This window comes from Streptomyces auratus, from assembly GCF_050433025.1.
Lineage (GTDB): Bacteria > Actinomycetota > Actinomycetes > Streptomycetales > Streptomycetaceae > Streptomyces > Streptomyces sioyaensis.
In genome coordinates this window covers 1,157,630-1,181,018 of the sequence record NZ_JBNGCB010000003.1, presented here as the reverse complement: position 1 = coordinate 1,181,018, position 23,389 = coordinate 1,157,630, and the positions used below count along the sequence as shown (strand labels likewise).

The 23,389-nt window shown below is 70.8% G+C and carries 25 protein-coding genes; 8 read left to right on the top strand and 17 right to left on the bottom strand.

Annotation, left to right across the window (positions count from 1 at the left end; all coding sequences use genetic code 11):
- Positions 1 to 362 precede the first annotated feature (362 nt).
- Positions 363 to 1,301, top strand: coding sequence for an ABC transporter permease (locus BKA18_RS24935; protein WP_429638774.1), 939 nt, complete (start codon positions 363 to 365; stop codon positions 1,299 to 1,301).
- A gap of 23 nt (positions 1,302 to 1,324) precedes the next feature.
- On the opposite strand, the gene BKA18_RS24930 is transcribed toward BKA18_RS24935, so the two are convergent.
- The gene (locus tag BKA18_RS24930; RefSeq protein ID WP_006603072.1) at positions 1,325 to 1,642 is read right to left on the bottom strand and encodes a hypothetical protein; all 318 of its coding nucleotides are present in this window, start codon (positions 1,640 to 1,642) and stop codon (positions 1,325 to 1,327) included.
- A gap of 185 nt (positions 1,643 to 1,827) precedes the next feature.
- Here BKA18_RS24930 and BKA18_RS24925 point away from each other — a divergent pair, with 185 nt between their 5' ends.
- Positions 1,828 to 2,877 carry an LLM class flavin-dependent oxidoreductase gene (locus tag BKA18_RS24925; RefSeq protein WP_006603073.1) on the top strand — a complete coding sequence of 350 codons (1,050 nt, stop codon included), beginning with the start codon at positions 1,828 to 1,830 and terminating at the stop codon, positions 2,875 to 2,877.
- A 157-nt stretch (positions 2,878 to 3,034) separates the two neighbouring features.
- Here BKA18_RS24925 and BKA18_RS24920 read toward each other — a convergent pair whose 3' ends face one another.
- Positions 3,035 to 3,427 (bottom strand): SCO5389 family protein, encoded by a 393-nt coding sequence (locus tag BKA18_RS24920; RefSeq protein WP_006603074.1) that lies wholly within the window; start codon positions 3,425 to 3,427, stop codon positions 3,035 to 3,037.
- Between the two features lie 249 nt (positions 3,428 to 3,676).
- Between BKA18_RS24920 and nucS the strand changes: the two genes are divergently transcribed.
- Complete coding sequence (gene nucS, locus BKA18_RS24915; protein ID WP_006603075.1) at positions 3,677 to 4,339, top strand: endonuclease NucS; 663 nt, start codon at positions 3,677 to 3,679, stop codon at positions 4,337 to 4,339.
- A gap of 116 nt (positions 4,340 to 4,455) precedes the next feature.
- Here the strand turns inward: nucS and BKA18_RS24910 are convergent, their stop codons facing one another.
- The 4 genes from BKA18_RS24910 to BKA18_RS24895 form a co-directional block, all read right to left on the bottom strand.
- The gene (locus tag BKA18_RS24910) at positions 4,456 to 6,999 is read right to left on the bottom strand and encodes an ATP-binding protein (protein ID WP_366045502.1); all 2,544 of its coding nucleotides are present in this window, start codon (positions 6,997 to 6,999) and stop codon (positions 4,456 to 4,458) included.
- A gap of 377 nt (positions 7,000 to 7,376) precedes the next feature.
- On the bottom strand, positions 7,377 to 7,700 hold the full coding sequence (locus BKA18_RS24905; protein WP_006603077.1) for an STAS domain-containing protein: 324 nt from the start codon (positions 7,698 to 7,700) through the stop codon (positions 7,377 to 7,379).
- Between the two features lie 146 nt (positions 7,701 to 7,846).
- Positions 7,847 to 8,695 carry a 3-hydroxyacyl-CoA dehydrogenase family protein gene (locus BKA18_RS24900; protein WP_006603078.1) on the bottom strand — a complete coding sequence of 283 codons (849 nt, stop codon included), beginning with the start codon at positions 8,693 to 8,695 and terminating at the stop codon, positions 7,847 to 7,849.
- Positions 8,696 to 8,851: 156 nt separating this feature from the next.
- Entirely contained in the window at positions 8,852 to 9,493 is a 642-nt protein-coding gene (locus BKA18_RS24895; RefSeq protein ID WP_366045503.1) for a TetR/AcrR family transcriptional regulator, read from the bottom strand.
- 80 nt (positions 9,494 to 9,573) lie between these two features.
- Here BKA18_RS24895 and BKA18_RS24890 point away from each other — a divergent pair, with 80 nt between their 5' ends.
- The 3 genes from BKA18_RS24890 to BKA18_RS24880 are packed head-to-tail and all read left to right on the top strand — an operon-like array spanning position 9,574 to position 11,703.
- On the top strand, positions 9,574 to 10,356 hold the full coding sequence (locus BKA18_RS24890; RefSeq protein WP_366045504.1) for an ABC transporter ATP-binding protein: 783 nt from the start codon (positions 9,574 to 9,576) through the stop codon (positions 10,354 to 10,356).
- A gap of 8 nt (positions 10,357 to 10,364) precedes the next feature.
- A complete protein-coding gene (locus tag BKA18_RS24885; RefSeq protein WP_366045505.1) occupies positions 10,365 to 11,120 on the top strand; it encodes an ABC transporter permease in 756 nt (251 codons plus the stop codon).
- A gap of 10 nt (positions 11,121 to 11,130) precedes the next feature.
- Positions 11,131 to 11,703, top strand: a complete 573-nt coding sequence (locus tag BKA18_RS24880) for a cob(I)yrinic acid a,c-diamide adenosyltransferase (protein WP_366045506.1) — start codon at positions 11,131 to 11,133, stop codon at positions 11,701 to 11,703.
- Between the two features lie 58 nt (positions 11,704 to 11,761).
- On the opposite strand, the gene BKA18_RS24875 is transcribed toward BKA18_RS24880, so the two are convergent.
- Positions 11,762 to 12,349, bottom strand: coding sequence for a hypothetical protein (locus tag BKA18_RS24875; RefSeq protein WP_366045507.1), 588 nt, complete (start codon positions 12,347 to 12,349; stop codon positions 11,762 to 11,764).
- A 173-nt stretch (positions 12,350 to 12,522) separates the two neighbouring features.
- On the opposite strand from BKA18_RS24875, the gene BKA18_RS24870 reads away from it, so the two are divergent.
- Positions 12,523 to 13,752: a sensor histidine kinase gene (locus BKA18_RS24870; RefSeq protein WP_366045508.1), complete on the top strand. Its 1,230-nt coding sequence runs from the start codon at positions 12,523 to 12,525 to the stop codon at positions 13,750 to 13,752.
- Complete coding sequence (locus BKA18_RS24865) at positions 13,749 to 14,441, top strand: response regulator (RefSeq protein ID WP_366045509.1); 693 nt, start codon at positions 13,749 to 13,751, stop codon at positions 14,439 to 14,441. Before BKA18_RS24870 ends, BKA18_RS24865 begins: the two co-directional genes overlap by 4 nt.
- Before the next feature lie 217 nt (positions 14,442 to 14,658).
- Here BKA18_RS24865 and BKA18_RS24860 read toward each other — a convergent pair whose 3' ends face one another.
- The 10 genes from BKA18_RS24860 to BKA18_RS24815 form a co-directional block, all read right to left on the bottom strand.
- The gene (locus BKA18_RS24860) at positions 14,659 to 15,105 is read right to left on the bottom strand and encodes a DUF2550 domain-containing protein (RefSeq protein WP_093485191.1); all 447 of its coding nucleotides are present in this window, start codon (positions 15,103 to 15,105) and stop codon (positions 14,659 to 14,661) included.
- A 145-nt stretch (positions 15,106 to 15,250) separates the two neighbouring features.
- Complete coding sequence (locus tag BKA18_RS24855) at positions 15,251 to 15,634, bottom strand: F0F1 ATP synthase subunit epsilon (RefSeq protein ID WP_006603087.1); 384 nt, start codon at positions 15,632 to 15,634, stop codon at positions 15,251 to 15,253.
- 107 nt (positions 15,635 to 15,741) lie between these two features.
- Positions 15,742 to 17,184, bottom strand: coding sequence for a F0F1 ATP synthase subunit beta (gene atpD, locus BKA18_RS24850; protein WP_006603088.1), 1,443 nt, complete (start codon positions 17,182 to 17,184; stop codon positions 15,742 to 15,744).
- A gap of 5 nt (positions 17,185 to 17,189) precedes the next feature.
- Positions 17,190 to 18,110: a F0F1 ATP synthase subunit gamma gene (locus tag BKA18_RS24845; protein WP_235448725.1), complete on the bottom strand. Its 921-nt coding sequence runs from the start codon at positions 18,108 to 18,110 to the stop codon at positions 17,190 to 17,192.
- A gap of 20 nt (positions 18,111 to 18,130) precedes the next feature.
- On the bottom strand, positions 18,131 to 19,723 hold the full coding sequence (gene atpA, locus BKA18_RS24840) for a F0F1 ATP synthase subunit alpha (RefSeq protein WP_366045510.1): 1,593 nt from the start codon (positions 19,721 to 19,723) through the stop codon (positions 18,131 to 18,133).
- Positions 19,724 to 19,937: 214 nt separating this feature from the next.
- The gene (locus BKA18_RS24835) at positions 19,938 to 20,753 is read right to left on the bottom strand and encodes a F0F1 ATP synthase subunit delta (RefSeq protein ID WP_366045511.1); all 816 of its coding nucleotides are present in this window, start codon (positions 20,751 to 20,753) and stop codon (positions 19,938 to 19,940) included.
- Positions 20,750 to 21,313: a F0F1 ATP synthase subunit B gene (locus BKA18_RS24830; protein WP_006603092.1), complete on the bottom strand. Its 564-nt coding sequence runs from the start codon at positions 21,311 to 21,313 to the stop codon at positions 20,750 to 20,752. Before BKA18_RS24830 ends, BKA18_RS24835 begins: the two co-directional genes overlap by 4 nt.
- Positions 21,314 to 21,354: 41 nt before the next feature.
- Entirely contained in the window at positions 21,355 to 21,621 is a 267-nt protein-coding gene (atpE, locus tag BKA18_RS24825; RefSeq protein WP_006603093.1) for an ATP synthase F0 subunit C, read from the bottom strand.
- A 76-nt stretch (positions 21,622 to 21,697) separates the two neighbouring features.
- The gene (atpB, locus tag BKA18_RS24820) at positions 21,698 to 22,495 is read right to left on the bottom strand and encodes a F0F1 ATP synthase subunit A (protein ID WP_040898335.1); all 798 of its coding nucleotides are present in this window, start codon (positions 22,493 to 22,495) and stop codon (positions 21,698 to 21,700) included.
- Between the two features lie 279 nt (positions 22,496 to 22,774).
- Complete coding sequence (locus BKA18_RS24815) at positions 22,775 to 23,212, bottom strand: Cg1360 family ATP-synthase-associated protein (RefSeq protein ID WP_366045512.1); 438 nt, start codon at positions 23,210 to 23,212, stop codon at positions 22,775 to 22,777.
- Positions 23,213 to 23,389 lie beyond the last annotated feature (177 nt).

Here is a 23,389-nt window from a genome sequence, read left to right as displayed (position 1 = left end):
AGCAGCCGCTGCCGACCGCGCCGCCGGTGCCGCCCGCCGCGCCGCACCCGCCGCAGGGCCGGCCGCCCCAGACGCCGCCCGCCGCACCGCCGCAGCCCGGACAGCAGCCGGCGCCGCAGCCCGGTCAGCAGCCCCCGCCCGCCGGGGAAGCGGGCACGATGACGCTGCAGGCCCAGCAGCCCCCCGCCCAGCCGTCGCTCGCCAAGGAGGCGGGCACGATGACGCTCCAGGCCCAGCAGGCGCCCGGGCAGCCCGCACCGCCCGCGCCGGCCAGGGAAGCCGGCACGATGACGCTGCAGCCCCAGCAACCCGCCGAGCCGCAGCCGCTCGCGGCACACGGACCGGGCAGGGACGCGGGCACGATGCTGCTCCAGCAGCAGGGCCAGCCCCAGGCGCAGCCGCAGGCTCCGGCCCCGGCCCCGGCCCCGGCCCCGCCGCAGCATCAGCACCACCACCCGCAGGCCCAGCAGCCCCCCGTCCCGCAACAGGCCCACCCCCAGCAGGCCTGGGCCGGAGCAGGCGGCTACGTCTCCCACATCACCGTGCGCCCCACCCACCTCGGCCATGCGCTGGCCTCCGAGTGGACGAAGATCCGCTCGCTGCGCTCGACGATCTGGACGCTGGGCGTGATGGTCGTCCTGACCGTCGGCATCGGTCTGCTGGCCGGCGTCGCGGCGGGCTTGGAGCGCGAGATGGACCCGCTGCTCGGCGTCGGCTTCGTCGGGGTGCTGCTCGGCAGCCTGTGCGTGATCACCCTGGGCGTGCTGTCGATCTCGTCCGAGTACGGCACCGGCATGATCCGTACGACGCTGACCGCCTGCCCCAGCCGCGTCCGGGTACTGACCGCGAAGGCCGTCGTCTTCTTCACCCTCGCGCTGGTGCTCACGACGGTCGCGACCACGCTGGTCGCGCTGATCGACACCGGCCTGCTCAACGGCCCCGCGCCGACCACCGACCAGTGGCTGCGCGCCACCCTCGGTGCCGGTCTGTATGTCGCGCTGCTCGGCCTGCTGGCGCTGGCCGTCGGCGCCCTGCTGCGGCACTCCGCGGGCGCCATCAGCACGATGATGGGCGTGGTGCTGCTGCCGATGCTGCTGGCGCTGTTCCTGCAGGGGGAGAGCGTCAAGGACATCCAGCGGGCGCTGATCGAGTACTCGGTGCCGAGCGCCCTGGCGACGCTCTACGACATCCCGTTCCTGCCCACGGGTCCGACCGGCTGGACGCCGCTGTGGATCCTTGCCGGCGTGACCGCGGTGGTGCTGGGCGGCGCCTACGCAGCCGTCGCACAGCGCGACGTCTGACGCCGCGCACCCTTCTCGACCGCTCAGTATCTGGGCGCATTCCGGGACCGCTGGAGCCGCGCGCTCCGGCGGTCCCGTGCGTTCCAGCACGCCTTGTGCCAGTGCCGGCGGTCGTCGACATCGCCGTGCTGCTGCCAGGCGACGACATGCGGCACCCCGGGCGGGATCTCCTGGTCGCAGCCGGGGCAGCGGTAGTGCTTGGCCGCACCGCCGCCCCCCACCTGCCGCACGACCCAGGTCTCGCCGCGCCACTCCTCGGTACGTTCCAGGCCGTAGCGGTCACCGCCCGTGCGGTCGATGGGCTTCGCGCCGCCGGGCAGGCGGTTTCGACGCGGGGACACAGAGCACCTCGGAGGGTCACGGGGTCACGGGATGTCACCAGCGTACGCGGCTCGGTCAGGGGTGGACTCCGCTCGGCAGGTTTCTGCGATCATCGGGAAATTTCCCGTCAGGCCGTGCCCTTGGCACGTGTCTCCCGTTGTTGCCGGTGGGGGGAGTCGCGTCGGCTGCGAGGAGGCAGAGAGCGATGCGCGTTGGAGCTTTCATCCTGGCCGCACAATTTCCCGGTCAGGGACAGGGGGAAGCACTGCACCGCGCGGTGCGCTCCGCGGAGGTCGCGGAGGAGGCCGGGCTCGACGATGTCTGGCTGGCGGAACACCACTTCGTACCGTACGGCGTCTGTCCGAGCGCGGTGACGCTGGCGGCGCTGCTGCTGGGGCGCACCCGCCGGATCGGGGTCGGGACGGCGGTGAGCGTGCTGCCGACCCAGCATCCGGTGACGCTCGGCGAGCAGGCGGCGCTGCTGCATCTCACCGCCGGCGGCCGGTTCACGCTCGGCGTCGGCCGGGGCGGCCCCTGGGTCGATCTGGAGGTGTTCGGCTCCGGGCTCGCCGCGTACGACCACGGCTTCCCGGAATCCCTCGATCTGTTGATGCGCTGGCTGCGGGAGCCACGGGTCGGCGCGCAGGGCGAGCGCTATGCGTTCCGGGAGGTGGCGGTGGTGCCGCGGCCGGATCAGGCGCTGACCGATCCGGACGATCCGTGTGCCGGGCCCACGGGCCCGCCGGTGGTGGTGGCCTGCACCTCCGCCGCGTCGGTGCGGACCGCCGCCGAGCGCGGGCTGCCGATGCTGCTGGGCATGCACTGCGGCGACGAGGAGAAGGCGGAGATGGTCGCGCTGTGGCGGTCGGCCGCCCGGGAGGCCGGCCGGGACGGCGACGAGGTGGCCGCCGCCGCGCATGTCTCTGCGGGCGTGGTGCAGATCGCCGACGGCCGGGAGGCGGCGAGGGAGTCCCTGACCAAGGCGATGCCCGGCTGGCTGCGGCAGGGCCTGGGCGCGCATGTGACCGTCGACGGCCGCTATCGCGCGATGCGTGATCCGCTGGCCTATACGGAGCTGCTGTGCGGGCTGCATCCCGTCGGCACACCCCAGCTGTGCGCGGACCGGCTGGCGGCGACCTCGGAGCGGACCGGCATCAGCCGCTTCGCCCTGCTCGTCGAGGGCTCCGGTGACCTCGCGGCGACGGAGGAGAACGTGCGCCGGCTGGGCGCGGAGGTGCTGCCGCAGCTGGGGTGACCGGCCCGGTGCGGCGCTGCCGTGCGCGGGTGACGGTGCCCGCGCGCGGTGGAGCCGCGCACCGTGCCCGGAGGTGTCCCCGTCCTGGGAGAGTGCTGCCGCTGGCGCACCGGCACGGTGCGTCTCACAATCCTGTGCGCAGCGGCAGCAACGGCGTTCAGCAGTCGCGGAGTTGCGGCGACTGATTCAACAGCTGGCCCCGTATGGAGGTGAATCGGGCCAGGCGGTCGTCCACCGCCGGGTCGAGCGGGAAGACCGCGACCCGGTGGCAGTTCTGAAAGGCGAGCCGCACACCGAAGTGCCGCTCCAGCGAACCACGGATGGCGTCACTCGCCAGTGCGCGCAGCAACTGACCGCGCGCCTGCTCGTCCGGCGGAGGCGTCTGATTGTCGGCGAACTCTCCGCCGTCCACCTTCAGCTGGGCCACCAGAGAGCTGATCATCCCCCATGCGTAGGGCAGGGAGGTCCGGACGCAGTCGACAAATGCGGCTTCGTCGACCTCGCCTCGCTCGGCCTGTTCGAGGAGGGCCGGTGAGACGTCGAGCGACATGAGGTTCTCCTCTCGCGGCCCCGCCGGGACGGACAGGGCCTAGGGACGGGACAAGGGGATTCGCGACACAGCGTGTTCGCCTCACGACCCCCCGCTTCAACGGTATGCCGCGCAAGGTGCCCGCACCAGGAGATTGCACATACAACCGGCCATTGGCGAGCGCCGGGGGTGCGGGGATTTCCCCCGTAAAGGCCCGGTGATCCAGGGCGAATCGCGTGCGGGGCCTCCGGTCGAGTAGCGTTTCGCCCCATGCGTCTCGTCATCGCCCGCTGCTCCGTGGACTACGCGGGCCGGCTCACCGCCCATCTCCCCTCGGCCCCGCGCCTCATCCTCGTGAAGGCCGACGGCTCCGTCTCCGTTCACGCGGACGACCGGGCCTACAAACCCCTCAACTGGATGTCGCCGCCGTGCACCCTCAAGGAGGCGGACGGGGACGTGTGGACGGTGGAGAACAAGGGCGGCGAGAAGCTCATCATCACCCTGGAGGAGGTCATGCACGACTCCTCGCACGAACTCGGCGTCGACCCGGGGCTCATCAAGGACGGGGTGGAGGCCCACCTCCAGGAGCTGCTCGCGGACCGGATCGAAACCCTCGGCGAGGGATACTCCCTGATTCGGCGTGAATACCCCACTGCCATCGGCCCGGTGGATATCTTGTGCCGGGATGCCGATCACCGGACCGTCGCCGTCGAGATCAAGCGGCGGGGTGAGATCGACGGTGTCGAGCAGCTCACCCGCTATCTCGAACTCCTCAACCGTGACCCGCATCTGGCCCCGGTGAAGGGCGTCTTCGCCGCTCAGGAGATCAAGCCGCAGGCGCGGGTGCTGGCCACCGACCGCGGCATCGACTGTGTCGTCCTGGACTACGACGCGCTGCGCGGCATCGAGGACGACAAGCTCCGGCTGTTCTGACCCCGTGGGCCCCTGGGGACTTCTTCGGCCATGATCCCCGGGAGCCGCCCCCGGGGACGGCGCAGCGCGACGGCCCGGTCACGTACCGGGCCGTCGCGCTGTGGTGGTGCGGGGCGTCAGCCCGTCGAGGAGCTCGCCGTACCGGCCGAGGAGGCGCTGCCGTCCGACGGTGTGCCGCCGGACGAACCGCCCCCGGTGGAGCCGCTGTCCGAGGGGGCGGCCACGGACTGCGAGGGGCTCTGCGTCGACGGCTTGTCCGTGGGGTCCTGGGTGGGGGTCTGACTTGGCGTGGGGTCGGTCGGCTTGTCCGTCGGCGTGGGACCGGTCGGGTCGGCGGTCGGCGGCTGGGTGGTGCGGGTCGGCCGGCCGGTGGGCGTGGTGGGCCGCCCGCTCGGTTCGGTGGGGCCGGCCGTCGGGTCCGTCGGACCGGTGCCGCTGGGCGAACCGCTGGTGGCGGGGCCGGAGGCCGACGGGGACGGGGACGCCTGGTGACCGGGGGTGCCCGGGGTGCCGGGCCGGGACGTGCCGGCCTGCTGTGCCGGCCGGCCGGTACCGGGGTCTTCCTCCGGGGTGTCGGTGGCGGCGCCGTCGTCCGTGCTCTGTTCGGTGCTGACCTTGTCGTCGTGGTGCGCGTCGCCGGACGGCATGCTGAGCGTGACGACGGTGCCGAGGACGGCGGCCAGCAGGGCGCCCGCGCCGGCGGCCACGACGTTGCGGCGGGCCATGCCGAACAGCCGCTTGCCGCCGGCCGTACCGCTCACGGTCACGGCCGTCGTGGCGGCGGCCGAGGAGGAACCGCGGGCGACGATCGTCGCCGCGGTCTCCTCGGCCCTCGGCGTCCGCGGCTTCGCGGCCGGGACCCCGGCGGCCGGTGTGGCGGCCGGGCCCTTGGCCTTCCGGGCGGCGGCCGCGCCGGGTGCCTGCGGCAGGGTGGTGGTGGCCGCCGCGGCGGCAGCGGCCCGGGAGCTGTCGGTGACCAGCGCCAGGGCGCGGCGTCCGGCCACCGCGCCACTGCGGTCGGAGAGCACACCGCGCAGCCCGATGGAGGCCTCCAGCTCGGCGCGCGCCTTGTCGAGGTTGCCGGTGCACAGCGCCAGCACACCCAGCTCATGGTGGAAGTAGGCCTCTTCGGCGACCTCGCCGGCCAGCCGCGCGGCCTCCTGGCCGTGGCGCAGGCTGCGCTCCCAGGCGCTCCAGTGCAGCGCCGCGGCGAACGCCGGAGCGGCCGTACGGGCGAGCAGCACGGCCGCGCTGGTGTGCCCGCCCTCCCGGCTGCCGGTCAGCACGCCCATCGCGGCCAGCGCCACATCGGACTCCGCGGCGGCCCGTTCGGGGGTGACCGAGGGGTGACCGGCCCACCAGGCGTAGTGCTGGGCGACGGTGTGGGCCCGGGCGGCGGCGCCCTCCGCGTAGCCGTCCGCGGCCAGCTGGTCCTGGACGGTGGCGGCGAGCCGGTAGTGCCCGGCGACCGGGGTGATCAGGCCGCAGGCCAGCAGCTCGCCGAGGGCCGCGTCGGCGCGGGTGTCCTGGGTGAGGGCCGGCAGATGCGCCTGGTGCGGCAGCTCGCCGCCGAGCGCGACGGCGATCCGCAGCGTCTCCCGGGCCGCTTCGCTCAGCCGGGAGGCCAGCAGCGGGGCGGGGGCGGCGGCCTCGCCGAGGGACGGCAGCGGCACCTCGGGGTGCTCGCCCGCCCCGGCGGCCGGCTCGTCGGTGTCCGCGGGGAAGAGGCCGTACCCGTCGTCGAGGGCCCCCGGCCCGGCGAGCATCCGGTCGCGCTGCTTCAGCAGGGCGGCCGCCTGCACGAACCGCAGCGGCAGTCCCTCGGACTCGAACCAGAGGTCGGCGGCCCAGGCCTCCTCGTCGTCGGTGAGCGGCCGGTCCACGGCGCGCTCCAGCATCCGTACGCAGCCGCCGCGGCCGAGGCCGCCGAGGAAGACCTCTTCGACATGCGAGCCGGCGCTGGGGGCCGCGACGTCGGGGGTGGCGGCGAGCAGGAAGGCGCATTCGGGGGTGGCGGCGAGCAGCTCGTCGAGCGCGGCACCGCCGAACTCCAGGTCGTCCAGGACGACGATCCCGCCGATCCCGCCGACCATGCGCAGCATCTCGGCCCGGTCGGGGCGGTGCTGCGGGGCCCGATGGACGGCGGCGAACAGCGCGTACAGCAGGTCGGTGGTGTTGCGGTGGTAGCCGGACAGCCGGATCACCCCGTCCGGGGCGAGGTCGGCGCAGGCGTCGGCGACGGCCTCCAGCAGCCGGGTGCGGCCCGAGCCGGAGGGCCCGGTGACGCGTACCGAGCGGCCGCGGGAGAGCAGCCGGACCAGGCGCTCGGTGTCCTCGGTGCGCTCTTCGAGGACGGCTTGCTGCCCGGCGGACGCGGGCGGGCCCGGGGGCAGCGGGGGTGCCGCCGCGCGGGCTGCCGCGGCGCGTTCCTCCGGGTCGAGCCTGCCGGGTGCGGTGGGGACCTCTCCGGGCGGGCAGGGTTCTATTTCGCTGCCGTCGACGGGGTTGACGGTGACGAGGTAGGCACCCGAGACGAGCCGTACGACGCGGGCGGTCCCCCGGGAGCCGCCCTGCGGGCCGCCGAACGCGGGGGCCGGTGGCGCGGCAGGGCCATCCTGCTCGCCGTGCTCCTCGGGTCCCCGGTGAGTGTTCGGGTCCATCTTGCAAGCTCCCAGATGCTTCGTTCCGCGCCGCCTCGCCGGGCATCCAGGAGGCCGGGCGTCGTGCCGGCTGCGCTTCGTGCCGTCCGCGCTCCTCCGGCTCCGGCAGCGTGTGCGTGGCCCTCGCGTCCGGTCCGGTTCCCGCCGCGGATGATGACATACGGGCGGGAACCGAACCTTAGACCTGGAGCGCGGCCCGGCGCACCGCCGGGGGCCACTCCTGACCGGAACTTCCGGGATTGGCCGGTGTCGTGCTGTTTACGACATTTCTCTCGTTCAGCTCGGCATGGTTCGTCGCGCTGTGCCGTGTGTTTCTGATCGCCCGGTCCCCGGCCCGACTCCGGGCGCGGACCTCCGGGCGGCGTACCGCCCGTGCCTCACACCCGCGGAAGCGTTTCCGCTTCGATGCCGCCCTCGATCGCGAGGATGCGGTGCAGCCGGGTGGCGACCAGCAGGCGCTGCATCTGGGGCGGCACTCCGCGCAGCACCAGCCTGCGGTTGACCCGGCCCGCACGGCGGTGCGCGCCCATGATCACACCGAGGCCGGTGGCATCCCAGGAATCCAGCTCGGTCAGGTCCAGCACGAGATCGCCCCGACCGGAGTCGACGGCGGCGTGCAGGGCCGTTCGGGCGTCCGCCGCGCTGCGGACGTCGAGGCGGCCCCCGACGACCAGCTCGGCGTGGTCGCCCCTGATGTGCATATGCGCTCCCCGGTGTCATGGGTGGTGCCTGGACGTCTACAGAACTGACTGCCTCTCATGCGGCGAAGTTGCCGCCTGTAAGCGAACCGATACCCGAATTCACCCCGCGGGGTGAGCCCATCGGGGCCGATGGGCCTGACGGGACATCAGTGCTCGTAAAAGCCCTGCCCACTCTTGCGTCCGATATCGCCCGCATCGACCATCCGGCGCATGATCTCCGGCGGTGCGAACTTTTCGTCCTGGGACTCGGTGTAGATGTTGTCGGTGGCGTGCAGCAGGATGTCGATGCCCGTCAGGTCGGCGGTGGCGAGCGGTCCCATCGCGTGGCCGAAGCCCAACTTGCAGGCGGTGTCGATGTCCTCGGCGCTGGCCACGCCGGATTCGTAGAGCTTGGCGGCCTCGACGACCAGCGCCGAGATCAGGCGGGTGGTGACGAAGCCGGCCACGTCACGGTTGACGACGACGCAGGTCTTGCCGACCGACTCGGCGAACTGCCGGGCGGTGGCGAGGGTTTCGTCGCTGGTCTTGTAGCCGCGCACCAGCTCGCACAGCTGCATCATCGGCACCGGCGAGAAGAAGTGCGTGCCGACGACCCGCTCGGGGCGGGAGGTCGCCGCCGCGATCTTGGTGATCGGGATGGCGGACGTGTTGGAGGCCAGCACGGCCTCGTCCTTGACGAGCTTGTCCAGCGTCTGGAAGATCTCGCGCTTGACGTCGATCCGCTCGAAGACGGCCTCGACGACGATGTCGGCCTCGGCGGCGGCTTCCATGTCGGTCGTGGTGGTGATGCGGGCCAGCGCCGCTTCGGCGTCGGACGCCGCGAGCTTGCCCTTGGCGACGAACTTCTCGTACGAGGCCTCGATGCCACCCTTGCCCCGGGCCAGCGCCTCGTCCGTCACATCGCGGAGGACCACGTCCCAGCCCGCCTGGGCGGAGACCTGCGCGATACCGGACCCCATGAGTCCGGCGCCGATGACGGCGAGCTTCTTTGCCACTGCTGTCCCCTCACACCCTGTGCATTTGACGGTCGTGGGTGACGTTAGCGCTCGTGAGCGATCCTTTGGAGGCTAAGAGATGCGCGTCACGTCTCGAATGACGGACATCACACCGAGGGGGTCCGCGCCGAGCGCAGCGATCCGGACAGCCCGTCGTCAGTCGGCTGTCCGTACGGCGTAGTTGAGCACCTTTTCGCCCAACAGTTCCGCCATCTCGTCGAGGAGGACCAGTGCCTCCCGGGAGGCCTCCGCGGGCTTGCGGCCGGCGAGCATCGCCTGGGCGATCCAGTGCATCAGGCTCTGGTGCACCCAGTTGATCTGGCCCGCCATCAGGCCCGGCAGCGGGTCGCCGGCCGGTGCGCCGGTCTCCTCCCGGAGCGTGACCTCCAGGTTGTCGTGGACCTCCTGCTGGAGGTACCAGAGGCGGGCCTTGAGGGTGGGCGCGTCGTGCACCACGCGCATGAACCGCTCGTACCCCTCGATCAGTCCGACCCGCGGGGAGACCGCCTCGACCTCCTCGCGCAGCTCGCGCAGGACGGCGACGGCCGCGGACTCCCCCGCCGCCCGGCCCCGTACGAAGCGCGAGAGCCGGTCCGCGACCCCCTTGCTGCGGTCGAAGAAGAGGTCTTCCTTGGCCGGGAAGTAGTTGTAGACGGTGTTGACGGAGACCTCCGCGGCCCCGGCGATCTCCGCGATGGTCACCGCGTCGAAGCCGCGCTCCAGGAAGAGGCCGGTGGCCACGTCGGAGATGTACTGGCGGGTCTGCCGCTTCTTCCGCTCCCTGAGTCCCTCTGCCATGCCCCCACCCTACCTTTCGCTGGGTTCAATGAAATTTTGGGGACGTTGCAATTTTTCAGTCTCTCTGTTTTTCTGTGGGCATGGCAGTCCTCAGCGCGTCCGGCCTCGCCCGGACCTTCACCACCCCGCGCGGCCCCGTAGAGGCCGTACGCGGCATCGACCTCACCGCCGAACGCGGCGAGATCCTCGGCTTCCTCGGCCCCAACGGCGCCGGCAAGACCACCACCCTGCGCATGCTCACGACCCTGCTGACGCCCACCGGCGGCACCGCGACCGTGGCCGGCTGCGACCTCGTCCGCGACCCGGCGGGCGTCCGCCGCGCCTCCGGATACGTCGCCCAGTCCGGCGGCGTCGATCCGAACATCTCGCTGCGCGAGGAGCTGGTCACCCAGGCCCGCCTCTACCGCCTCGGCAAGGCCGAAGCCGCCTCCCGGGCCGAGGAGTTGGCCGTCGACCTGGACCTGACCGGGCTGCTCGACCGCAAGACCGCCAGCCTCTCCGGCGGACAGCGGCGGCGGCTGGACCTCGCGATGGGCCTCACGCACCGGCCCCAGGTGCTGTTCCTCGACGAGCCGACCACCGGGCTCGACCCGGGCAGCCGCGCCGACCTGTGGGACCTGGTCCTCCGGATCCGGACGCAGCACGGCACCACGGTCTTCCTGACCACCCACTACCTGGATGAGGCCGACGCGCTGGCCGACCGGCTGGTGATCGTCGACCAGGGCGTGGTGGTCGCGGAGGGCACCCCGGACGCCCTCAAGCGCGCCCATGCGGGCTCGGCCGCCGCGTCCCTCCAGGACGCCTTCCTCGCCATCACCGGGCGCAGCGCCGCCGCCGGTGACCAGACCCCCGTCGCCGTCTAGGAGCCCTTGTGTCCTCGTTTCTCTCCGACACCGCGCTGATCTTCGGGCGGTACGCCCGCCAGACAGTGCGGTCCCGGCTCCAGATGCTCTTCGGCGTGCTGATGCCGCTGCTGTATCTGCTCTTCTTCGGCCCGCTGCTGACCGATCTGCCGCTGTCCGCCACCGGCAGCTCCTGGCAGGTGCTGGTCCCCGGGCTGCTGCTCCAACTCGGCCTGTTCGGCGCCTCGTTCTGCGGTTTCGGCATCATCGTCGAAAAGCAGTACGGGGTCGTGGAACGGATGCGGGTGACGCCGGTGAGCCGGCTGGCGCTGCTGCTGGGGCGGGTGCTGCGGGATGCCGCGCTGTTCGTCTTCCAGGCGGTGCTGCTGGTGCTGGCGGCCATGGTCATGGGGCTGCGGGCGCCGCTGCCCGGCATCCTCATCGGCTTCGCGTTCGTCGCGGTGCTGACCGTGGCGCTGGCCTCGCTGTCGTACGCGCTGGCGCTGAAGGTGTCCACGCCCCAGGAGTTCGGGCCGGTCATCAACTCCCTGACCATGCCCTCGATGCTGCTCTCCGGGCTGATGCTGCCGATGACGCTGGGGCCGAAGTGGCTCGACGTGCTGTCGCACTTCATGCCGTTCCGCTATCTCGTGGACGCGGTGCGGGCGGCGTTCGTCGGCTCCTACGCCTCCGCGGCGATGCTCCACGGCGTCCTGGCGGCGCTCGCGCTCGTCGCGGTGTCGATGACCCTGTGCACCCGGGCCTTCCGCAGGTCCGCGGCGTAGGCTCGCCCGTATGGTGAATCTGACGCGCATCTACACCCGCACCGGCGACAAGGGCACCACCGCCCTGGGCGACATGAGCCGTACCGCCAAGACCGATTCGCGGATCGCGGCGTACGCGGACGCCAACGAGGCCAATGCGGCCATCGGCGTGGCCCTGGCGCTCGGCTCGCTCCCCGAGGACGTCGCCGCGGTGCTGCTGCGGGTGCAGAACGACCTCTTCGACGTCGGCGCGGACCTCTCGACGCCGGTGGTGGAGGACCCGAAGTTCCCGCCGCTGCGCGTCGAGCAGAGCTACATCGACAAGCTGGAGGCCGACTGCGACCGGTTCCTGGCGGAGCTGGAGAAGCTGCGCAGCTTCATCCTCCCCGGCGGTACGGCCGGTGCCGCGCTGCTGCACCAGGCGTGCACGGTCGTCCGCCGCGCCGAGCGGGCGACATGGGCGGCGTTCGAGGAGCACGGGGAGACCATGAACCCGCTGACCGCCACCTACCTCAACCGCCTCTCCGACCTCCTGTTCATCCTGGCCCGTACGGCCAACAAGGAGGTCGGGGACGTGCTGTGGGTGCCGGGCGGGGAGCGCTGACCGGCCGTCCTGCGCCCTGTCCGGCCCCGGCCGGGCAGGGCCGTCCCGTACCTCAGCCCTACCGCAGCGTCTTCTGCCGCGGCCCGGCCGCTTCGCCGTCGACAGTGGCATCCCGGCCCGGGGCCTTCTTCGGCCAGAGGAGATAGGTCAGCGCGATCACGCCGTGGAGGACGACGGCGCGCAGCGTGACGGCCTGCCAGCTGCGCAGGGAGCCGATGTCGCCGTCGCCGACGTACCAGATCGCGCACTGCAGCAGCGTGGCGGCGACGACGGCCATCAGCACCGTACGCAGCCACAGCTTGCCCTCGTGCCGGGCGCGGGCCAGGCCGTAGCGGGGCGGCTTCACCGGCCGCGGGCCGCCCGCGAAGCGGTGCGCGACATGTCCGTCGACCCACGTGATCGTGTAGTGGCCGTAGGCGACGGTGTAGCCGATGTAGACGGCGGCCAGCCCGTGTTTCCAGTCCGCCGTCGCCCCGTTCTTCAGGTCGATCGCGGTGACGGTCAGCAACACCAGCTCCAGCAGCGGCTCCAGCAGCAGTACCGCCGCTCCGGTGCGCCGCATCCCTGCCAGGTAGCGCAGCGTCAGACCGGCCGCCAGCAGTAACCAGAAGCCGACCTCACAGACAATGATCAGCGTGACGACCACGGCTGTCTCCTCTCCCGGCCCTTGAGCCGCACCCTCGAAGCCTTCCAGCGGCCGCCGCCCGGTACGTCGTCGCCCGCGACGATCCGGGACTGCATCTTTCGATGTAGCCCGCCTCCCCGACGGGTGTCCCTGACGTGGAGGCAGCCGGCCGTGGCGCCGTGTTGGATGGAAGGGTGCCTGCCCGATCCGTCGTCACCGCCGCCGGCCGGCCGCACCGCGACGATGTGCTCATCGCGGGCGGCGGGCTGCTCTGCGGGCTGCTGCTGTGGGCGCTGGGGCTGCACGGCGGGCCCTCGCTGCTGGGGCTGCCGCCCTCGCTGACCCTGGTCGCGCTCACCGCGATGGCGCTGGCGGAACTGGTCCGCCGTACGGCCCCGCCGGCGGCGCTGGCCGTCGCGGTGCCGGCCCTGGCGCTGGACATCTGCTCCGGCACCCTGGTCGCCACCGTCGTGATGTTCACGGACGTGGTCTATGCGGCGGTGCTCTACGGCTCGGCGGGGGCGGCCCGCCGGATCCCGCTGCACTCCGTCGTGGCGACGGTCCTGGGGGCCGCCGTGCTGACCGCGCTATGGCACGACCCGCAGGTCGTCCTGGCCGTCATCGGCCTCGCACTGATCACCATCGCCCCGGCCTCGACCGGCCTGATGATCCGGGAACACCGCGAGGCCGCGGAGGCCGCCCGGCTGCGGGCCGAGCGGATCGCGCTGCTGGCCGAGCGGGACCGCGCGCAGGCGGTGGCCGGCGAACGGGCCCGGATGGCGCGCGAACTGCATGACATGGTCGCCAACCATCTGTCCGCCATCGCGATCCACTCCACCGCCGCGCAGTCCATCGACGACCCGTCGGCGACCCGCGAGGCGCTCGGGGTGATCCGGGAGAACAGCGTGCAAGGTCTGGCCGAAATGCGCCGCCTCATCGGACTGTTGCGGGACCCCAGGACCACGGGGGCGGACGGCGCGCCCGCCGCGACCCCCACCCTCGACGGCCTGGACGCGCTGCTCGACCAGGCCCGTACCAGCGGCGCGGGCAGCGGACTGACCTTCGTGCTGGACGACGCCCGCGGCCCGGACTACGCCGGGGCCGCGCCGGAGCCCGCCGCCCCGGCCGAGCTGGCCGCGTACCGCATCGTCCAGGAGTCACTGACCAACGCGCTCAAGCACGCCGCCCCCGGCGAGGTGCGGGTAAGCCTCGCCCGGGAGGACGGGGCGCTCACCGTCGCCGTCCGCAGCCCGTACGCCGCCCGGCCGCGCCCCCGGGCACCCGGCTCCGGCAGCGGTCTGATCGGGATGCGCGAGCGGACCGCCCTGCTCGGCGGGGTGTTCCGGGCCGGACCGGCAGAGGGGCCGGACGGCAGGGTCTGGCTGGTACGGGCAGCACTGCCCACCGAGGAGGAAGCACTGTGACGACCGGCAGCGCGGCCCGGCCCATCCGGGTCCTGGTCGCCGAGGACCAGTCCGCCGTCCGGGCCGGGCTCGTCCTCATCCTGCGTTCGGCGCCCGACATCGAGGTCGTCGGGGAGGCCGCGGACGGCGAGGAGGCGGTACGGCTGGCCCGCGCGCTGCGCCCCGCGCTGGTCCTCATGGACCTCCAGATGCCGCGGCTCGACGGGGTCTGTGCCACCCGGCAGATCGTCACCGAGGAGCTGGCGGACGTCCTGGTGCTGACCACCTTCGACCTGGACGAATACGTCTTCGGGGCGCTGCGGGCGGGGGCCGCGGGCTTTCTGCTCAAGGACAGCGATGCGGCCACGCTGCTGACCGCGGTGCGCACCGTGGCGTCCGGCGAGGGACTGATCGCGCCGGCGGTGACCCGGCGGCTGCTCGCGGAGTTCGCCGGCACCCGTACGGCGGCGCAGCCGGCGCGGGACGGGGCGGCGCCCGATCCGCGGGTCCTGGACGCGCTGACGCCACGCGAGCGGGAGGTACTGGGATGTCTGGGGCGCGGCCTGTCGAACGCCGATATCGCGCTGCGTCTGGTGATGGCGGAGGCCACCGTGAAGACACATGTCAGCCGACTGCTGGCGAAGCTGGAGCTGCGCAGCCGGGTACAAGCGGCCGTGCTGGCACAGGAGTTGGGGGTGGCGGGGCCTTAGGGGGTGCAGGGGGCCGCGAGGGGGGTGGGTGGGCCGTAGGGGGTGGCCGAACAGATCCCGTAGGGGGTACCGGCGCCCCCTTCGGGGCCTGAACGCGACGCGCGCAGAGCGTATTCCCGGACCCGCTCGATCAGGCCATCCCAGACCCTTGATCACCGTTCCCAGGGCCCTCGATCACGGTTCCCAGGCCCCCCGATCAGGGCCCGGTCCCGGCACCTCAGGCCACATTCACCCGCTGCCCCGGCGGCGCCGCCTCCAGCCAGGCGAGGAAGCCGGTCAGTGCATCCTCGCTCATCGCCAGTTCCAGGCGGGTGCCGCGGTGGCGGCAGGCCAGCACGATCGAGTCGGAGAGCAGCGCCAGCTCCTCCTCGCCCTGCGGCGTACGGCGCTCCAAGACCTCGATGGCGGAGCGCTCCAGCAGACGGCGTGGCCGGGGCGCGTACGAGAACACCCGGAACCACTCGATCCGGTCGCCGTTGTAGCGCGCCACACCGTAGATCCAGCCCTTGCCGCCGGACTCGTTCTCCGGCACGTTCCAGCGCAGGCTGCAGTCGAAGGTGCCGCCGGACCGCTGGATGAGCCGCCGCCGCAGTCCGAAGACGAACAGCCCCAGCAGCACCAGGACCACCACGACCGCGCCGCTCACAAGCAGAGCGAGGACCATCTCGACCGACCTCCTCGCCTCGGTGGGGGTACCCCCGGACGGAGTCCGGCGGTAGGGAAACGCACCTGCATTGCCTCAGCCGCGGGCCGCTCCGGAGTGTTCCGGGCAGCCCGCGGCTGAGGATCGATCTCGTCGGTGCCGGGGCTCAGTGAACGCCCGTCACCGCACGCAGCCGGACATCGGCGCGGCGCTCGGCGACCGCGTCGGCCGCCGACTTCGCTCGCTCCAGGGCCCGCTCCGCGCGCTGGACATCGATCTCGTCCGACAGTTCCGCGATCTCCGCGAGCAGAGACAGCTTGTTGTCGGCGAACGAGATGAAGCCGCCGTGCACCGCGGCGACGACGGTGCCGTCCCCGCTCTCGCCGGTCGTACGAATCGTCACCGGGCCCGACTGCAGCACGCCCAGCAGCGGCTGATGTCCGGGCATGACGCCGATGTCGCCCGACGAGGTGCGCGCGACGACCAGGCTGGCCTTGCCCGACCAGACCTTGCGGTCCGCGGCGACCAACTCGACGTGCAGCTCAGCCACGATGGCTCCTCGGGTCTCCACCTGCCTGGTGCGGCAGGTGTTGGGTCAAATACTAGTGGTCGTACACACCGGGGGCGGCCAGGGCCGCCCCCGGGGCGCTACCGGGGTCAGGAGACGCCCAGCTCCTTGGCGTTGTTCTTGAGGTCCTCAAGACCACCGCACATGAAGAAGGCCTGCTCCGGGTAGTGGTCGAACTCGCCGTCGGCGATCGCGTTGAAGGCCGCGATCGACTCGTCCAGCGGCACGTCCGAGCCGTCCACACCGGTGAACTGCTTGGCCACGTGGGTGTTCTGCGACAGGAACCGCTCGATACGCCGGGCGCGGTAGACCGTGAGCCGGTCCTCCTCGCCGAGCTCGTCCATACCCAGAATCGAGATGATGTCCTGGAGGTCCTTGTACTTCTGCAGGATCGTCTTGACGCGCGAGGCGCAGTCGTAGTGCTCCTGCGAGATGTAGCGGGGGTCCAGGATCCGGGACGTCGAGTCCAGCGGGTCCACCGCCGGGTAGATGCCCTTCTCCGAGATCGGACGCGACAGAACGGTGGTCGCGTCCAGGTGGGCGAAGGTGGTCGCCGGCGCCGGGTCGGTCAGGTCGTCCGCGGGGACGTAGATCGCCTGCATCGAGGTGATCGAGTGACCGCGGGTCGAGGTGATGCGCTCCTGGAGGAGGCCCATCTCGTCGGCCAGGTTCGGCTGGTAACCCACCGCGGAGGGCATCCGGCCGAGCAGGGTCGACACCTCGGAACCCGCCTGGGTGTACCGGAAGATGTTGTCGATGAAGAACAGCACGTCCTGCTTCTGCACATCGCGGAAGTACTCCGCCATGGTCAGACCGGCCAGGGCGACGCGCAGACGGGTGCCCGGCGGCTCGTCCATCTGACCGAAGACCAGCGCGGTCTTGTCGATGACGCCGGAGTCCGTCATTTCCTCGATGAGGTCGTTGCCCTCACGGGTGCGCTCGCCGACACCGGCGAACACCGACACACCGTCGTGGTTGTTGGCCACGCGGTAGATCATTTCCTGGATCAGAACGGTCTTGCCGACACCGGCACCACCGAACAGACCGATCTTGCCGCCCTTGACGTACGGGGTCAGCAGGTCGATGACCTTGATGCCGGTCTCGAACATCTCGGTCTTGGACTCGAGCTGGTCGAAGCCGGGCGCCTTGCGGTGGATGGGCCAGCGCTCGGTGACCTCGGAAGCCGCCTCCGGCTTGTTGAGGATCTCACCGAGGGTGTTGAACACCTTGCCCTTGGTGACGTCACCGACGGGGACGGTGATGCCGTTGCCCGTGTTGGTCACCGAGGCCTGGCGGACCAGACCGTCGGTGGGCTGCATCGAAATCGCGCGGACCAGGCCCTCGCCCAGGTGCTGGGCAACCTCGAGGGTCAGGGTCTTCTTCTTGCCGGCGTCGGCCGGGTCGGAGACCTCGACGGTCAGCGCGTTGTAGATCTCCGGCATCGCGTCGACGGGGAACTCCACGTCGACGACCGGGCCGATGACCCGCGCGACGCGGCCCGTCGCCGTGGCCGTCTCAACAGTGGTGGTCATAGTTGTCAGTCACTCCCCGCGGTCGCGTCGGCCAGTGCGCTCGCGCCACCGACGATCTCGCTGATTTCCTGGGTGATTTCGGCCTGGCGGGCCTCATTGGCAAGCCGCGAGAGCGACTTGATGAGCTCTTCTGCGTTGTCGGTCGCCGACTTCATCGCACGGCGCGTGGCGGCGTGCTTGGAGGCGGCGGCCTGCAGAAGCGCGTTGTAGATCCGCGACTCGACGTACCGCGGCAGCAGGGCGTCCAGGACGTCCTCGGCCGACGGCTCGAAGTCGAAGAGCGGAAGGATCTCGCCCGTGGCCGAGGCCTCGGACTCCGCCACGGCCTTGTCCAGGCTGAGCGGCAGCAGCCGGTCGTCGAGCGCCGTCTGCGTCATCATCGAGACGAACTCGGTGTAGACGATGTGGAGTTCGTCCACGCCGCCCTCGGCGGTGTCCTTCTGGACGGCCTCGATCAGCGGTGCGGCGATCGCCTTCGCGTCCCCGTACGCCGGGCTGTCGGTGAAGCCGGTCCACGATTCCACGATCTTGCGCTCGCGGAAGCTGTAGTACGACACACCCTTGCGGCCGACGATGTAGGCGTCGACCTCCTTGCCCTCGGCCTTGAGCCGCTCGGTGAGCTGCTCCGCGGCCTTGATCACGTTGGCGGAGTAGCCGCCGGCCAGGCCGCGGTCGCTCGTGACGAGCAGCAGCGCGGCGCGGGTCGGGTTCTCCGCCTCGGTGGTCAGCGGGTGCTGGGTGTTCGAGCCCGTGGCAACCGCTGTCACCGCGCGGGTCAGTTCACTCGCGTACGGCGTCGATGCCGCCACCTTGCGCTGCGCCTTGACGACGCGCGAGGCGGCGATCATCTCCATCGCCCTGGTGATCTTCTTGGTCGCGGTGACGGAGCGGATGCGACGCTTGTAGACCCGGAGCTTGGCTCCCATGGATCAGGTCCCTTCCGTCGTCACTTGCTGGTGCCGGCCGGGGCGTCCTCGCCGAGCAGCTTGCCGTCCGAGGTCTCGAACTGCCGCTTGAAGCCGTCGACGGCCTCGGCGATCGCACCGATGGTGTCGTCGGACATCTTGGCGCCCTCGCGGATGCTGGTCAGCAGGTCCTTCTTCTCCCGGTGGAGGTAGTCGAGGAGCTCCCGCTCGAAGCGGCGGATGTCCTCGACCGGGACGTCATCCATCTTGCCGTTGGTGCCGGCCCAGATGGAAACGACCTGGTCCTCGGTGGGGTACGGGTTGTACTGGGCCTGCTTGAGCAGCTCGGTCATGCGCTTACCGCGCTCCAGCTGCGCCTTGGAGGCCGCGTCCAGGTCGGAACCGAAGGCGGCGAACGCCTCCAGCTCGCGGTACTGGGCGAGGTCCACGCGGAGCCGGCCGGACACCTGGCGCATGGCCTTGTGCTGGGCGGAGCCACCGACACGGGAGACGGAGATACCGACGTTCAGCGCCGGACGCTGGTTGGCGTTGAACAGGTCCGACTCCAGGAAGCACTGGCCGTCGGTGATGGAGATGACGTTGGTCGGAATGAACGCCGACACGTCGTTCGCTTTGGTCTCGACGATCGGCAGACCGGTCATCGAGCCGGCGCCCATGTCGTCGGAGAGCTTGGCGCAGCGCTCCAGCAGACGCGAGTGCAGGTAGAAGACGTCGCCCGGGTAGGCCTCACGGCCCGGCGGACGGCGCAGGAGCAGCGACACGGCGCGGTAGGCGTCGGCCTGCTTGGACAGGTCGTCGAAGATGATCAGGACGTGCTTGCCCTGGTACATCCAGTGCTGGCCGATGGCCGAGCCGGTGTAGGGCGCCAGGTACTTGAAGCCCGCCGGGTCGGACGCCGGGGCGGCGACGATGGTGGTGTACTCCAGGGCGCCGGCCTCCTCCAGCGCACCGCGCACGGACGCGATGGTGGAGCCCTTCTGGCCGATGGCGACGTAGATGCAGCGGACCTGCTTCTTCGGGTCGCCGGTGCGCCAGTTGTCGCGCTGGTTGATGATCGTGTCGACGGCCAGGGCGGTCTTGCCGGTCTGGCGGTCGCCGATGATCAGCTGACGCTGGCCACGGCCGATCGGCACCATCGAGTCGACGGCCTTGTAGCCGGTCTCCATCGGCTCGTGCACCGACTTACGGACCATGACGCCCGGAGCCTGCAGCTCCAGGGCGCGGCGGCCCTCGGACTCGATCTCGCCGAGGCCGTCGATCGGGTTGCCCAGCGGGTCGACGACGCGGCCGAGGTAAGCCTCGCCCACGGCGACCGAGAGCACCTCACCGGTGCGCTGCACCGACTGGCCCTGCTCGATGCCGCTGAACTCGCCGAGGATGACCGCACCGATCTCGCGCTCTTCCAGGTTCAGCGCAAGACCGAGGGTGCCGTCCTCGAACTTCAGCAGTTCGTTCGCCATCGCCGAGGGAAGGCCCTCGACATGCGCGATGCCGTCTCCGGCATCACTGACCGTGCCGACCTCCTCGCGCGAGGCCGCGTCCGGCTTGTACGCCTGGACGAAGTTCTCCAGCGCGTCCCGGATCTCCTCCGGCCGGATCGTGAGCTCCGCCATCTGGGTTCCCTGCTCTCCTTGTTGGGCCCGAAGTTACTTGCGGGTGTCTGGGGGGCTGTCCCCCAGGGGGTTTCCGCTTACGGCCCAACTCGGGCCGCCGTCATGCTTGTGCTGGTCCCCGGGGCCTCTTCCGGACCGCAGCCGGACCTCTCGGTCCGGCCGGCTGGTCCGGCGCCTGGCCGCCGGTTGTGCAGCTCTTGAGTTGGTGGCTGGGTCAGCCGGCCATCCGCCGGGTCGCCTCTTCGAGGCGGTCCGCGATGGTCCCGTTGATGACCTCGTCGCCGATCCGGACCTGGACTCCGCCGAGGACCTCGGGGTCCACGTCGAGGTTCAGGTGGATCTGCCGTCCGTACAGCTGCGCCAGGGAAGCGCCCAGGCGCTGCCGCTGCCCTTCGCTGAGGGGCACCGCGGAGGTGACCACCGCGACCATCCGGTCACGGCGGGTCGCCGCCAGCTTGGAGAGGGCATCGAGCCCCGCTTCCAGGCTACGGCCCCGCGGCTGTGCGACAAGACGGATCACCACACGCTCGGTGACCGGGTTCGCCCGGCCGCCCAGCAGCGAATGCAGCAGCTCCGTCTTGGCCGCGACCGTCGCGTTCCGGTCGGTGAGTGCCCGGCGCAGCTCGGGGTTCGAGCTGACGATCCGGGCGAACCGGAAGAGCTCGTCCTCGACGTCGTCGAGCTGGCCGGCCCGCTGCGCGGCGACGAGGTCGGCGCTGTAGGCCAGCTCCTCGAGCGCGTCCGTCAGGTCACGCGAGCGCGACCAGCGGGAGCGGACCATGCCGGACACCAGGTCGGCGGCCGGACCGCCGACCCGGCTGCCGAGCAGCCGTCCGGCCAGCTCGGCGCGGGCTTCAGCGGCCTGCGCCGGGTCGGTCAGGACCCGACGCAGCGACACCTCGCGGTCGAGCAGAGCGGTGACGGCAGCAAGCTCCTCGGCGAGCTTCGCCGCGTCGACGGAGCTGTCGTCCGTCAGCGCGTTGAATCCCTCGCGTGCGGAGGCGAGTGCCTCGCGGCTCGCTCCGTTCATCGGCCGGCCTCAGCCTTCGTCGCGTCCGACGCCGCCTTGGCCTCGACCTCGTCGAGGAAGCGGTCGATGGTCCGGCTCTGCCGGGCGACGTCCTCCAGGGACTCGCCGACGAGCTTGCCGGCCAGTTCGGTGGCGAGCTTGCCCACGTCCTGGCGCAGCGACAGCGCGGCCTGCTTACGGTCAGCCTCGATCTGGGCGTGACCGGCAGCGATGATCTCCTCACGCTGCCGCTGGCCCTCGGCGCGCATCTCAGCGATGAGCGTCGCGCCCTGCTCCTGCGCCTCCTGGCGCAGACGCGCGGCCTCGTGACGGGCGTCGGCCAGCTGGGCCCGGTAGTCCGCGAGCACCTGCTGAGCCTCGGCCTGCGTCGCCTCGGCCTCCTCAATGCGGCCTTCGATCTGCTTCCGGCGCTCGTCCAGAACCTTGTTGATGTTCGGGAGGAGCTTCTTCGCGAGGAAGCCGAAGACGATGAAGAAGGCGACCAGGCCGATGACCAGCTCTGGAATCGGCGGGACCAGGGGGTTCTCAGGAACCTCCGCCGCCAGGTTCAGGGCGTTCACATCAGTGCCTTCCGTCTAAATGGATAGTCGATGCGCTTCGTTTACTTGTAGACGAAGCCCATGACGATGCCGATGAGGGCGAGCGCCTCACAGAAGGCGAAACCCATGATCTGGTTGGTGCGGATCAGGCCGGCCGCCTCGGGCTGACGGGCCAGGGCCTGGGTGCCGTTACCGAAGATGATGCCGACGCCGACGCCGGGGCCGATCGCGGCGAGACCGTAACCGACCGAGGCGATGTTGCCGACGAGGGCGGACTTCGCGGTGTCACCGGCGGCGGCGAGGTTGACCATTTCGAGAGCAGCGGACATGCCGTTACTTCCTTCTCATTTCACGGACCGGTGGGGGTTGGCCACCGGACAGCTGTTGGGCTGGGAGTAGGGGTGCTCAGTGGTGCTCGGCGAGCGCGCCCTGGACGTAGTTGCAGGCCAGGAGGACGAAGACATACGCCTGGACGGCCTGGATGAAGAGCTCGAAGGCGGTCATCACGAGGGTCATCACGAAGGACGCACCCGCGTAGACGATGCCGATGCCGTTCAGCATGTACCAGCTGGCGATGGTGAACAGCAGGATCAGCAGGTGCCCCGCGAACATGTTCGCGAAGAGCCGGACCGCGTGCGTGAACGGGCGGATGATCAGGTGCTGGAGCAGTTCGAGCACCATGATCAGCGGCAGCACCCAGCCGAGCGACTTGTCATAGCCACTGAGGTTCTTCAGGCCCCCGACGAAGCCCTGCTTCTTGAACGTCAGGTACATCCAGAGGATGTAGACGATCAGGGCCATGCCCACCGGGAACGCGATGACCGACGTCACCGGGAACGCCATGACCGGGATGATGGACCAGAGGTTCATGATCCACACGAAGAAGAACAGCGAGACCATGAAGGGGACGTATTTGTCGCCCTCCTTTTTCCCCAGCGCGTCATAGACGAGCCCGCGGCGCACGAAGTCGTAGCCCGCCTCGCCGATCATCTGCAGCTTTCCGGGCACGACCTTGGCCCGGCCGAATGCGGCCCAGAAGAACCCCACCACCACGGCCGTGCTGAGGAACGCCAGCAGCATCGGCTTGTTGAACTCGTAGCCACCGATGGTGAAGAGGGGTTCGAATACGAACGAATGAAGGCCCGGGGCCTCGAAGCCACACCCCGGAATGAAGAGGTGGCACTCCGTGTCGAAGGCGAGCATCGTTTCAGCACTCACCGCGGGCTCCTTCAGCGTGGCGCATGGGTACGGCAACCTCGTTGTGTCGGCGCGGCGTTGAGCCACGGAGCGGCACTGGACTGGTCTTACGGATTAGGGGGCGGCTGGCAGGCGCTGGGCCCGGCCACATCACAGGCATTGGCCGCGAGAACTGCCCGTTGTTTCGCGTGGAACTCGGGAGCTCAGCCGCCTGCGCCATCTGTGCCGCAGTTGGCACCGGACGATAGCAGGCCCGCATGAGGGCATTTATCTCGGCCCTACGTGTCACGTCGGCGACCCCGCCGTCTCCGCCTTCTTCGTCCCGGCGGAGTCGGGTTCCACGTACAGGGTCTTCGCCTTCATATGACCGTGGGCCTGTGCCGCGATCCATACGAGGGTGGCGCCGAGCAAGGTGAACGCAAATGCCTTGGTGTCGAAGAGCGTTGTGTCCTTGAAGAGGATCAGGAACACCAGCACGAACAGAATCTGCGTCGTGTAGAGCAACAGCCCCATCATCTGGAACAACTGCGGAAGGCTCTTCGCGGTCTTCTGCAGGACCACCAGACCTGCCCCCATGACGAGCATCACCAACAGGGTGCCGACGACGGCGCCGAGCGCTCCTTTCGCGCCTGCGACCGCAGCGCTCACGCCAACGGCGACGGCGCCGATGGCGAGCGTGGGCACAAGGGCGTGAAGGAGTAGTCGGGCGTCATTCGACTGCATGGCGGCGCTCCGGCAAAGGGTGGGGGTTGTGTCGTCAGGGACGAGCGTAGACCCGGCCTGAGGCGGAACCTGAGGCCCGAGGGCCGTCGCACTAAGGCCCTCCGGCTCTGTCGCCGGGTTTCGTGAACGGTATCACAAACTATTTGATGAGGTCTTTACCTGGTTCGTGTGGACCCT